Annotated in this window: 9 protein-coding genes, 1 tRNA gene and 1 pseudogene; 6 read left to right on the top strand and 5 right to left on the bottom strand. The window is 61.2% G+C overall.

Features of this window, described 5'->3' with window-relative positions; all coding sequences use genetic code 11:
- Positions 1–404 precede the first annotated feature (404 nt).
- Together BMOU_RS11615 and BMOU_RS11610 are read left to right on the top strand one after the other, a co-directional pair.
- Positions 405–1,172: pseudogene (locus BMOU_RS11615) on the top strand (cation:proton antiporter); the annotation flags it as partial.
- A gap of 103 nt (positions 1,173–1,275) precedes the next feature.
- Positions 1,276–1,563, top strand: a complete 288-nt coding sequence (locus BMOU_RS11610; protein WP_235143746.1) for a cation:proton antiporter domain-containing protein — start codon at positions 1,276–1,278, stop codon at positions 1,561–1,563.
- Between the two features lie 88 nt (positions 1,564–1,651).
- On the opposite strand, the gene ftsY is transcribed toward BMOU_RS11610, so the two are convergent.
- Complete coding sequence (gene ftsY, locus BMOU_RS07300; RefSeq protein WP_034876284.1) at positions 1,652–2,839, bottom strand: signal recognition particle-docking protein FtsY; 1,188 nt, start codon at positions 2,837–2,839, stop codon at positions 1,652–1,654.
- Between the two features lie 111 nt (positions 2,840–2,950).
- Between ftsY and BMOU_RS07295 the strand changes: the two genes are divergently transcribed.
- Together BMOU_RS07295 and BMOU_RS07290 are read left to right on the top strand one after the other, a co-directional pair.
- On the top strand, positions 2,951–3,724 hold the full coding sequence (locus BMOU_RS07295; RefSeq protein WP_034876282.1) for a TetR/AcrR family transcriptional regulator: 774 nt from the start codon (positions 2,951–2,953) through the stop codon (positions 3,722–3,724).
- Between the two features lie 192 nt (positions 3,725–3,916).
- Entirely contained in the window at positions 3,917–4,948 is a 1,032-nt protein-coding gene (locus tag BMOU_RS07290) for a glycosyltransferase family 2 protein (protein WP_034876280.1), read from the top strand.
- A 32-nt stretch (positions 4,949–4,980) separates the two neighbouring features.
- Here BMOU_RS07290 and BMOU_RS07285 read toward each other — a convergent pair whose 3' ends face one another.
- Positions 4,981–6,588, bottom strand: coding sequence for a C69 family dipeptidase (locus BMOU_RS07285; protein WP_034876278.1), 1,608 nt, complete (start codon positions 6,586–6,588; stop codon positions 4,981–4,983).
- Positions 6,589–6,701: 113 nt separating this feature from the next.
- Between BMOU_RS07285 and BMOU_RS07280 the strand changes: the two genes are divergently transcribed.
- Together BMOU_RS07280 and BMOU_RS07275 are read left to right on the top strand one after the other, a co-directional pair.
- Positions 6,702–6,774 (top strand) — tRNA-Lys (locus tag BMOU_RS07280).
- Between the two features lie 361 nt (positions 6,775–7,135).
- Positions 7,136–7,372, top strand: a complete 237-nt coding sequence (locus BMOU_RS07275; protein WP_034876276.1) for a glutaredoxin family protein — start codon at positions 7,136–7,138, stop codon at positions 7,370–7,372.
- Between the two features lie 238 nt (positions 7,373–7,610).
- On the opposite strand, the gene BMOU_RS07270 is transcribed toward BMOU_RS07275, so the two are convergent.
- The 3 genes from BMOU_RS07270 to BMOU_RS07260 form a co-directional block, all read right to left on the bottom strand.
- Entirely contained in the window at positions 7,611–8,876 is a 1,266-nt protein-coding gene (locus BMOU_RS07270) for a putative ABC transporter permease (protein WP_051428937.1), read from the bottom strand.
- 225 nt (positions 8,877–9,101) lie between these two features.
- A complete protein-coding gene (locus tag BMOU_RS07265) occupies positions 9,102–9,779 on the bottom strand; it encodes a hypothetical protein (RefSeq protein WP_034876271.1) in 678 nt (225 codons plus the stop codon).
- A 47-nt stretch (positions 9,780–9,826) separates the two neighbouring features.
- Positions 9,827–11,386: a hypothetical protein gene (locus BMOU_RS07260; protein WP_034876269.1), complete on the bottom strand. Its 1,560-nt coding sequence runs from the start codon at positions 11,384–11,386 to the stop codon at positions 9,827–9,829.
- Positions 11,387–11,449 lie beyond the last annotated feature (63 nt).

The raw sequence follows: 11,449 nt of genomic DNA, 5'->3' as shown, positions 1-11,449 counted from the left end.
TGGGGTTGACAAAACGGTATGGAACGCCGCCCTCGTTTTGAAAACGTTACGAAGTGTTACGGAGACGTAACGTCATATACGGCAATCTAGCAGATTGCGGTTGAAGCACCCCCTGCGGAACATACCGTGGAAAAGGCGGGAAACCAACCCTGAACAACCCTTCAGGATCATGGTGGCAACGAATGTTTCATCCGTTTTTCGTACCGGCAATCGCACGAAACCAGAACTCTTCTACAATGTGACCTGGATTGGGGGCACGAGCATGCATGAATCCCGAAGCATCGTGACAGACCCCCGTTTTACAGCATGACCGACGTGCGTTGCGGAAATATAGACGCCGACGGAGCACCCGCAAGCGGCATTGCGCAAGACAATGCCGTACCGTAAGGAAGAACGGAGAAAGTATGGCGACGTTCATCATCTCGTTATGCGCCATGTTGGCATTGACCACCTGTTCAGGGCTGATCTGCAGAAAGTTGCAGTTGCCGGAGGTGATCGGCCAGATTCTTGTCGGCATCATCTGCGGACCGGCGCTGCTGAACGTGCTGCATTCAAGCGACTACATTTCGCTGTTCAGCGATCTCGGCATCATCATCCTGATGTTTCTTGGCGGTGTCGGCTGCGATCTGCAACTGCTCAAGAAGTATTCGAAGGCGGCAATCATCATCGCATGCATGGGCGTGGTGTTCCCGGTGGTCGTGATGGGCGGGGTGAGCCTTGCGTTCGGATTCGAGCCGATTCCGGCGGCGTTCATCGGCGTGGTGTTCTCCGCGACATCCGTATCGATTTCGGTGGCGGTGCTGAAGGAGGCGGGACTGCTCGATTCGAAGGAGGGCGTGTCGATTCTCGGCGCAGCCGTGGCCGACGATGTGATCGGCGTGATCCTGCTGTCCGTCATGTGCACGCTGGTGAACACCGGCAGCGTGAATGTGGCCGATCTGGGACTCATCATCATCAAGCAGGTGGCGTTCTTCGTGGGCGCCGTGGTGGTGATCGTATGGGTCGCGCCGGCGCTGATGACGCTTGCGGGAGTGCTGAAGGCGCCGTCCGGCATCGCGGTGATGGCGGTGATCATCTGCCTTGCGATGGCGTGGGCCTCCGATCTCGCCGGACTGAGCTACGCGGTCGGCGCGTTCTTCGCCGGCATCGCGGTGAGCAACAGCGACTATGCCGAAGAGACGGACCGTTATATAGAGCCGGTCGGCGACACATTGTTCGTGCCGGTCTTTTTTTGTGGGCATCGGCCTGAATACGACCGCCGTCGACGATTCACGCATGATCGTGTTCATTGTGATCATGACGATTCTCGGCGTGCTGACGAAGATCGTCGGCTGCGGCCTGGGCGGACGCATGGCCGGTTTCGGCGCGGCATCGACGGTGATGATCGGCGCCGGCATGGTGCCGCGCGGCGAGATGGCGCTGATCACGGCGCAAATCGGCTTCAACGAGCATGTGCTCGGCAATGAGTACTACTCGACGATCATCTTCATCATTTCACTGGTCACGCTGGTCGCCCCGCTGCTGCTCAAGCTCACCATCAGGCGCGTGCCGGCGAAGGCATAGCAACCCGGGTGGGATACGAAACCCGGTAGGATGCAAAACGGCCGGCCATGCCTCACGCACGGCCGGCCGCATTCGATCCGCGGATCCGTCAGGCGAGGATGCCGTCGACGAAGCCTTCCGGATCGAATGGAGCGAGGTCATCCGGACCTTCGCCCAGGCCGACGAGCTTGACGGGAACACCGAGCTCCTTCTGCACGGAAATCACGATGCCGCCCTTGGCGGAACCGTCAAGCTTGGACAGCACCACGCCGGTGATGCCGATCGCCTCCGCGAACACCTTCGCCTGGGCCATGCCGTTCTGGCCGGTGGTGGCGTCGAGCACGAGCAGCACCTCGTCGACAGGCAGGTTCTTTTCGGTCACGCGGCGGATCTTGCCAAGCTCGTCCATGAGGTTCGCCTTGTTCTGCAGACGGCCGGCGGTGTCGATGATGAGCACGTCGGCATGCGCCTCCTTGGCTTGTTCACTGGCTTCGAACGCGACGGACGCCGGGTCTGCGCCGTCCTTGTCGGAACGTACGACCGGTACGCCCACCTTTGCGCCCCAGGTTTCGAGCTGGTCGGCGGCGGCCGCACGGAACGTATCGGCGGCACCCATCATGACCCGCTTGCCGTCGGCCACGAACAGGCGGGACAGCTTGCCTGCGGTGGTGGTCTTGCCGGTGCCGTTCACGCCGACCATGATGATGACGCTCGGCTTGTTCGCGCCTTCCTTATTGGCGTTAAGACGGCGGTCCGTATCGGTGCCGACCAGTTTGAGCAGCTTGTCCCTCAGGGCCTTGCGCACTTCGGCGGGATCGGACTGGCCGCTGATGCGGGCATCGTTGCGCAGTTCCTCGACCAGCTGTTCGCTGGCTTCGGCACCGACGTCGGCGAGCAGCAGGGTGTCTTCGACATCCTCCCAATCGGATTCGGAAAGATGGTCTTTGGCGAGGATGTTGAACAGCACCTTGCCGAAAGGGTTGCCCGACTTGGCCAGCTTGGCCTTGAGACGCTGGATGCGCGAGCCTGCGGACTCCGGGACTTCCACCGCCGGCGCGGGTGCCGGTTCCTGCACCGGAGCCGCCGGGGGAACCTCGGCCTCGGTCTTCGTCTGCTCGCCGGAGGGAGCATTGGCCGCCTCCTCCTGGGCGAGACGCTCATCGGCCTTGGCCTTGGCGGCCTCAGTGGACTTGGTTACGGCATCCTTGCGCGATTTGCCGAACCACCAGCCGCCGATCAGCAACAGCGCTGCAATCACAACTATGGCGACAATCGCAATCATCACATTGGTATCCATAGTCCCAGCCTAAAAACCGCAACGGACACGTCACCCTCCATCCCCACATGTCCGATTCTCCGGAATCGGACACTCCGAAGCTCATCCACGGGGCGTGAAAAACTGGACGGCATGGCCAGTACATCCAGGATGACGTCGTATCAGAGGCGTGAGCAGCTCATCGAAATCGGTCGATCGCTGTTTGCATCGAAGGGATTCGAGGCGGTGAGCGTGGAAGAGATCGCCGCCACCGCGAAAGTGTCGAAACCCATCGTCTACGAGCATTTCGGCGGCAAGGAAGGCCTGTACGCCGTGGTGGTGGACCGTGAGATGCGTGCGCTCACCGATACGCTCGTCAACGCACTGTCCGACCAGCAGGCGCACCCCCGTCAGATCGTGGAACGCGCCGCGCTGGCCCTGCTCACCTACGTGGAGGAGAACGCCGAAGGGTTTCGCGTGCTTACCAGGGATTCGCCGAAAACCGATCCGGCCGGATCGTTCAGTTCGCTGCTCGGCGACATCAGCGTCCGCGTGGAGGACCTGCTCACCGAATCGTTCAAACGTCAGCATCTGCCGGCCAAGGGCGTGCCATATTATGCGCAGATGCTCATCGGCATGACCGTATATACCTGCCAGTATTGGGCCGACCAGCGCAAACTCAGCAAAGAGCAGCTGGCCGCGCACATCGTGAATCTCGCCTGGTACGGCCTGAGCCGCATGGAGGCCAAGCCGGAGTTGCGTTTTGAGGGGGACAAGGCGCAACGTGAGGCGGAAAAACGCATGGAGCGGGAAGAGAAGAGGGCCGCAAAAGGGCAGAAATCCGAGGATTCCCTCCCGCAGGCGGCTTCGCCGTCGTTCCCTCCGCCGGAAGAAGCGGCGACGGCCGACGCAGTCGCAAAGGATTGACGCCAGGTGAACAAACGTCAACGAATGTGCCCCTAGGGGGAATTTCAGGTGCAGATTGCGGCTTTCGGGGTACCGATTGTGTGTAACGGGTACCCTGAAAGCGCACAAGGTGCTACGTTGGTTTCTCGACATGCGGCGATCAGACCCACCCATCGCCGCAACCGACGCCTTCGGCTTTACCCAAGGAAGAATATGCAGAAGAAGAAGACGCTCACCTTCGTGGTGCCAGCGTACAACATGGAGACGTATCTGGGACGGTGCGTCGAATCGTTGACCGCCACGAAACGCAACGATGACATCGAAGTGCTGATCGTCGATGACGGTTCGTCCGACAGCACGCTCGCCCTGGCGAAGTCCTATGAACAGCGGCATCCCGGCGTGGTGCGCGCGATCCATCAGAACAACAAGGGCCATGGCGGCGCGGTGAACACCGGCATCGCGGAGGCGAGCGGCATGTACGTGAAAGTCGTGGACGCGGACGATTGGGTGGGCGTCGAATCGCTTGAACTCGTCATGGCCACGCTGCGCGAAGAGGCCGAACGCACCGATCCGATCGACATGCTGGTGACCAACTACCTGTATGACAAGGTCGGCAAGATCATGAAGCACGTGGTGAATTTCCGCCGTGCCATGACGCCCGACGTGCGACTGACCTGGAACGACCTGGGGCACTTCGGATTGGCGGAATACATTCTTATGCACGCGCTGACCTTCCGTACCGAGGTGGTGCGCGCATCCGGCATGCAGTTGCCCGAGCACACCTTCTATGTGGATTTCATCTACGCCTACCAGCCATTCCCGTGGGTGAAGACGATCAAGTACCTGGACACGCCGCTCTACCACTACTTCATCGGCCGCGACGGCCAGAGCGTGCAGACCGACGTGATGATCCGCCGCGTGGACCAGTTGCGCCTGGTGAACCAGTACATGGTACGGGCGACTCCGGAACGGGGGACCGTACCGGAGGGCCTGTACCGCTATATGATCCACTTCCTGGCGATCGAGAGCTCCGTGGCGAGCGTGTTCATGATCCTGTCCCGCGAACCGGAGAACTACGCGAAGAAGAAGGAGATGTGGGCGGACATCAAAGCCTACTCGCCTTCCATCTATGCGGACGTGCGTAGGAAGGCCATGTCGCGCGCGCTGAATCTGCGCGGATCGATCGGCCGGTTCGTGATTCGCAACGGATATTTCGTAGCCGAACACGTCGTCGGCTTCAACTGAGCCGGCGGAGCCGGAGCCACCGACCGTCGGGCTCAGTTCCAGCGGTCGGACATCGCGAAGCTGTTGTGCATGAGATTGCTGGACGTGTACAGCACGTCGTTGAGCAGTTCCGTGGTATGCGTGCGCAGGTATTCCGCCATCTCGTCATTGGCCGCCTGCAGCCTTTCGGCGATCGGCTCCCGCACGGCCCCCTGCAGGAGATCGCCGGCGGTCTCCTCGACGTTCCCCTGCAGGGCGACGTCGGTACGTTCGACCAGGCGATGGCCGTATGCGCGGGCGGCCTCCGCGAAGGCCTCGACCGCATTGCTCGTCTCGTGGAAATGCGCGTCGGCGAGCGCCGCAATCAGCCGGTTCGTCCAATACAGGTTGCCGGTCGAGACCTCCGGTGTGGTGTCGCGCAGGTAGGCGGGCGTATCGTCGACGTTCGCATAGAACGGCGCGGCCGCGGTGAACGGGCCGGAGCCGTATGAAATCCACATGATCGAACGGCTTGCCTCCGGCGCGTACGGGCGGATCTGCATGGCCACCATATGCCCGGTGCGGTTGATGCCGATCGGACGGTAGCGGTGGCGGCTTTCCGGCGTGCCCAACGTGCCGTACGGGTCATATGGCGTGCCCTCGAAATGCGCACCCATCAGGAAATCGACGTCTTCGATGGTGACGGCGTTCTCGGGCACGCGGCACCACGGGATGTCGTCCGAACCCGGGGTGTAGCGGGCTGCCGGCGAATCCCAATCCTCGCTGGGGTTGAGGTGGCGCTGCATGTACCAGGCGCGCGGAGTGTTGTAGATGTGGTCCTTTGCGGTGGCCGTGCCGAATGCGGCGCGCGGATTGAGGTGATTGCGTTTCAGGGCCACGCTGCCGCCGATCACGCCGTTGGGCGTTCCGGCCGGCTGGAAGCCGAAGCCGTTGGACGGGGTCGCGCTGATCGTGCGGTCGAGATGGTGCGCGGTCATGAATTCGCGTAGGTCGACGCTGCACATGAATTCACGTTGGTCGCTGAAGGCGTCGTCGAAGTCGAAGTCGTCGATGCCGAGTTGGTTGGGGATGGTGACGTAGCAGTCGTCCGGCACGCGGCGGGCGATCCAATGATGGCCGCCAATCGTTTCGACGTACCAGATTTCGTTCACGTCGGAGATGATGACACCGTTCGATTCGTAGGTGCCGTAGGTCACGAGTAGTTCCGCAAGCCGTGCGACGCCTTCTCTCGCGGTGGTCACGTACGGCAGGACGAGGGTGATGATGTCTTCCTCGCCGATGCCGCCGGGGATCTCGGGCGTTCCGGCCTGCGCGTCGGCCGGCTGCAGCTCGACCAGTGGGTCGGCCGCAAGCACGCGTTCGTTGACGGCGATGGTTTCGGTGGCGCTCATCGCCACATTGCGTTCGTTGACACCCGCCTCGGCAAGGATGCCACGGTTCGGCAGCACATTCGGCACGATGCTGTACCGGCAGGGGTCGTCGGGCAGATCGATTTCGACATGGCTCAGCACGCTGCGATAATGCCGTGGCTGATCCTTCGGCGCGACGGCGATGAATTTCTTCGGATCGTAACGGCCGGAGCCGGAATCGTCGTCTCGGGCGATGATGGTCGAACCGTCGTAACTGGCTTTCCTGCCTACAAGAATCGTGGTGCATGACATATGCCCCACTCTAGGCCGATTCGGTACGGTACGCCGGGATTGGCGATAATTCGCCGCATATCGTCAATCCGTGTGGCGTTTGGTCCTAATATGCTGTATACTGTTTCACTGTTGCCCCTCTAGCTCAACGGTTAGAGCAGCGTCCTTTTAAGTCGTGGGTTGTGGGTTCGAATCCCACGGGGGGCACATCTACGACACCTCGAAAGCCAATGATTCCAAGGGTTTTCGAGGTGTTCGCATATCCGTGCCATATGTGCCGGGAATGCGTAACCCAGCATTTACCCAGCACATTTACTTGCAAAATCACACCCACTCGGCGGCTCTGGCCGACGACATGCGCGATGGGTCGCATTCCATGCCTCGGGCTAGACTGGCAGTATTCGAACAAACGTTCGCCTTTGCTGACAATTTGGGGAATTCCCCACTATATGCAGTGGTGAAATGCACGACACACCACTACAGGTAGTGTGTATCCTAGATAGTGGTTTGCGGACGAACGCACATAACCGAAGACCGTGGCCAGTACAGCTTGCATAGGGAGGAATCGATGACCGTAACCGTTTTCACCAATCCGAGCAATCCGCAGTGCGAAGCCACCGAACAGGAGCTTTCGAAGCTGGGCGTACGCTATGTGGCCATCGATCTGACGCAGAACCCCTCAACGTTCGAACAGATCAAAGACGCCGGGTTCAAGCAGATTCCGGTGGTGATTTCGCCGAACTCATCCTGGAGCGGGCATAGGCCGGATCTGATCCGACAGTTGGCACGGAGTTTCGCGGCCTAACGCAGGCAGCGCTCGCAGGCGGATCCGGCAAGCAGTCTTGGCAAAGCAAGCATGACGAAGCCAGGCACCGTCACAACAGGCACCGCTAAAACAGGTCCCCATCAAGACGAGGCGGGCACTGTCAAGACGAGTCGGACTCCGTCAAGAAGTTCGGACTCGTCAAGATGGGACCCGCACAATCCCCTCCTTCATCACGCGTCGCGGCGCGACACCTCTCGTCAGGGAGGGAAACGACAGACTACATACGGCCGGCGGAGGACGGGTCGATGGACATGGTCTGGAAACGGTTGGTCATGAACGCATTATCGAAATAGGTGGCGAAGAACTGCGAGACCGGCGAGTTCTGGGCGATGCCGGCCATACGCGAATACCAGGCGTCCAACGCCATCAACGTCATCACACCGTCGAAGAGCAGCAGCACGAAACACACGGCCGTCAACGCATAGCGAGCCTTCCACGGAATACGCTGAATCAGGGCAAGCAGTCGCGGCAGAATCAGCTTGACCCACACCAGGCCGAGCAATCCCCAGAAGAACATGTACTTGCCGGAGGTGCGTCCGTCGATCGACAGCCATTGACCGGTATAGTTCCATGCCGTGATGCCGAAGGCCGTCTCCATGAACCAACTGGTGAAGTACTCGAAGGCGCCGCCGATCACCGCACTGGCGCAGAAGATCAGCAGCCAGTTGGACCGCCACAGGTGATTCAGCAGTACGGTCAGGATCACCGCGCCAAAGCCGTAGATCGGAGAGAACGGCCCCCACAGGAAGCCGGCGCGGTCCTGGTAGTCGCCGAACAGGATGAAATGGTAGATGGTCTCGATCACCAGGCCGAACACGCAGCCGACCACAAAAAGCCAGAACAGGTTGAAGAAGTCCAGCGAGATGTAACCCTTGCCGGTCAGGTCACGGCCGGCCATGCCCACGGCCGCGGCATCCTCGTATTCGCTGCGCGCATCCATGCGGCGCAGGGCGAGCTGCAGCCGACGTTCCTCGCGCAGCGACGGATCGGCGGTGATATGCAGGGCGATCAGCACGACCAGCTGCACGGCCGGAGCGATCAGATTGACGCCAAAGCCCCGCAAGGCCAAGGACAGCAGGCCTTCCGCAAGGGTGAGCGGAATCATCACGTATGTCCACTGTGCCACGTGGCGGCGTTTGTTAAGCATCAGCAGCACACCGAACACCGCCAGGCAAGCCGTGGTGATCAGCAGCACAACCGCATGGATGATCGACAGAATAGTGGTGAGGTTGATGGTGCCGACCGCCATGCGGCCTTCGATCACGGCGTGCACCGCATCCAGGGATGTGAACACGATGATCGGCAAGGTGACCACGCCCACGATCAGCATGGCGACGCCATAGATGCGGAAAATCAATGGCAGACGGCGATCGGCGGGATTGTCGGGTTCATCGGCCGACGCGTCTTCGGCGGATTGTGCGCTTTCAATGGCGCTGATGACGGTTTCATCGGCGATGGCCGCGCTTGTTTCGTGCTCGTTCATATGCATCCTCCTGGCCCAACGCTACCAAAAACGCACAATATCTCGCAGGGGAAAATTCCAAGCAATCGGGGACGCAGAGTCTCATACCCCCTTGATTCCGTATCGGGCCGTCATGCGGAAGGAAAACGCAATATGCCCCGATGCCGGTCTCCGCGAACCGCTTTTTTGCGGGTTACGGGAGCCGATATCGGGGCATACGGGATACACGCTCACACGGCGGTACCGTCAGCTGGCAATGGTGTCCGAATCGTCGGAGCCGGAATAGCCGCTGCTGGAGTTCGAGCTTCCGGACTTGCCGGAGCCGGAGCCGTCGGACTGGCTACCGGAATTGCCGTCGGAATCAGCATTGCCGTTGGAATCGGACTGGCCGTTGGAATCGGACTGGCCGTTGGAACCCTGCCCGGACTGACCGCCCTGACCGCCTTGGCCGCTCGGCGGCTCACCCATCTGGCCGTTACCGTTCTGGGAGTCGCCGTTGCCGGACTGTCCGCCCATCTGCCCGGGTCCGCCTTGGCCTGGGCCACCCTGCTGGCTCATCTGCGGTTCATTGGATCCGGACAGTGCGTTCACGGCGAAGGCGCCGCCGACACCGCCGACCAGACCGCACAGAAGGCTTATGCCCGCCACAATGCCGATGACCTTGCCGCCAAGCTTGGTATTGGACTTCGCCGCGACCGGGCCGTTGAACGAGTCCGGAACGGGTTGCGACGGCTGCACGGGCTGGGCAGGCTGCGCGTAGTAGGGCTGCTGCGGGAATTGCGAAGCCTGCTGAGCCCGTGCGCCCTCGGGCATGGTCTGGGTCGGCTGGCCGTCGGCATTCTGCAGGCCATCCTGGATGTTCTGGCTGCCTTGGGTGCTCTGGGTGTCCTGGGCATTCCTGGCATCGAAATCGAAGTCGGTCATGATGTGCTCCTTAAGTGATATGGGTATTGGATTTGCCGTGAAGGGAATCAGAAGGACCAGGCGGTGCTGGTGCCGAACTGCTTGTCGAATGCCGTACGGTCGGTCACGTCCGAGCTGAGCTCGGTGTCGGAACCCGCCTCGACGGTGGTGCCGTAGGAGCCGGTGACCGTGACGGTCAGGTCGCTATCGCCGGAGACCACGGTCTTGCCGCTGGCCTTGATGGTCACGGTCTTACCGTCGGAGTCCACCACCTTGCCGCCATCGGCCACGTTCAGGGCGGAGACGGTCGTGTCGGCCGTGACCACCCATGTCGAGGTGCCGTCGACGTTTACGGTGATCGGGGCGTCCGAGGTCGAACCGGCGGAGTTCTCGGTGATTTCGGCGGAGCCCGTCCACGTGGAGTTTTCCAGCAGGTTGAGCGTCACGCTCGAGATGGTGTCGGCACTCACCTTGCCCTTCAGCGTCTGCGAGCGCCCGGTGAAGTTCACCGTCGCGCCGTTCGAGCCGGCGGTGCCCCAGTTGTTCGCATCGTTGCCGGCTGCCAGAATCAGGTTCGCCGCCTCCGAATCGAAGTCCAGATCGGTGTTCGAAAGCACCACGTCGGCCGTGGTGTTGGTGAAGTAGAACATCGATCCGCTGGTGATCGCCGACTTCAGCGTGGAGTCCTTCGCCTGGAAGGTGGCGTGCTGACCGGTCGAGGTCTCCGCGTCTCCGGAGGTCGACTGGTAGATGATCACGCCGTTCGCCACCGGATCCGAACCGGTGGTGCCGGTATTCGTGCTTTCCAGCGTCGAATTGTTGATGAGGATGGTGTTCAGCCCCTCCATGCCGGCGAGCTGCGAACCGCTCGCCGTGCCGGTCACACCCGAAACCTCGATATCGCCGGTCGAATACAGCAACGGGGAGCCGCTGCCGGCCGTGCTCAACGTGGAGTCGGTCACGGAAACCGATCCGCCGCCTCGGTCGGTGGCGAGCGATGCGCTGTGGTCGCCCTTGGTCGAGATCGTCATCCTGTTGGCGACGATCGAGCCGCCATAGGTGGCGTCAAGACCGCGCGAATTGGCCGCGGACGTGGTGATGTCGACATTGTTGGCCAGCACGGATGCGGAGTCGGTGGAGAAGATGGCGTTCGATCCGGAGCTCGTCGCGTCGATGGACGAATCGGAAATGACGGCCTTCGACTTCTCCCCCACCGCCAGCAACGCGGAGTTGGTGCCGTAGAAGTTGCAGTTGTCGGCGTTGTCGCTGTCGCCGGATTTGGTCAGTTTGCCGTTGGCGATGGTCAGCGTTCCGCTGTTCTGCGCAAGGGCCGCATTCTGGTCGGAGCTGGTTGCGGAAATCGTTTCGCCGCTCGATTCCACCGACTCGCCGTCGGCGGTGAGGGCCCCGGAATAACTGCCGGTGTAATCGTAGTTCATGGTGTTGGCGCCACCCGACTGCCCCACCAGGGACATGACGGACTTCTGACTGGCTGCGCTCGCTTTCACGATGGCGGCCACGCCTGCGCCCGCACCGAAACCGGAGACCAGCGACACCGCCGCCGCGATGGCGATGATCTTGCCGACCGGTCGATGCGTTTGCCGTGGATGGTGGGCTGCATAAACCATGATCGTTCCTTTCACGAGAAGGTGGATGTTCCTGGGTTATGCGACGTCGTTAGTTGTATTGAA

Origin of the sequence: Bifidobacterium moukalabense DSM 27321, from assembly GCF_000522505.1 — a bacterium.
Lineage (GTDB): Bacteria > Actinomycetota > Actinomycetes > Actinomycetales > Bifidobacteriaceae > Bifidobacterium > Bifidobacterium moukalabense.
Note: the sequence above shows the minus strand (reverse complement) of the source record. Positions and strands in the feature narration are given on the sequence as shown.

Bases quoted from the DNA above. Each gene is read 5' to 3' on its own strand.
- BMOU_RS07285 (WP_034876278.1), bottom strand. From the start codon at position 6,588: ATGTCATGCACCACGATTCTTGTAGGCAGGAAAGCCAGTTACGACGGT.
- BMOU_RS07265 (WP_034876271.1), bottom strand. From the start codon at position 9,779: ATGACCGACTTCGATTTCGATGCCAGGAATGCCCAGGACACCCAGAGC.
- BMOU_RS11610 (WP_235143746.1), top strand. From the start codon at position 1,276: ATGATCGTGTTCATTGTGATCATGACGATTCTCGGCGTGCTGACGAAG.
- BMOU_RS07270 (WP_051428937.1), bottom strand. From the start codon at position 8,876: ATGAACGAGCACGAAACAAGCGCGGCCATCGCCGATGAAACCGTCATC.
- ftsY (WP_034876284.1), bottom strand. From the start codon at position 2,839: ATGGATACCAATGTGATGATTGCGATTGTCGCCATAGTTGTGATTGCA.
- BMOU_RS07275 (WP_034876276.1), top strand. From the start codon at position 7,136: ATGACCGTAACCGTTTTCACCAATCCGAGCAATCCGCAGTGCGAAGCC.
- BMOU_RS07290 (WP_034876280.1), top strand. From the start codon at position 3,917: ATGCAGAAGAAGAAGACGCTCACCTTCGTGGTGCCAGCGTACAACATG.
- BMOU_RS07260 (WP_034876269.1), bottom strand. From the start codon at position 11,386: ATGGTTTATGCAGCCCACCATCCACGGCAAACGCATCGACCGGTCGGC.
- BMOU_RS07295 (WP_034876282.1), top strand. From the start codon at position 2,951: ATGGCCAGTACATCCAGGATGACGTCGTATCAGAGGCGTGAGCAGCTC.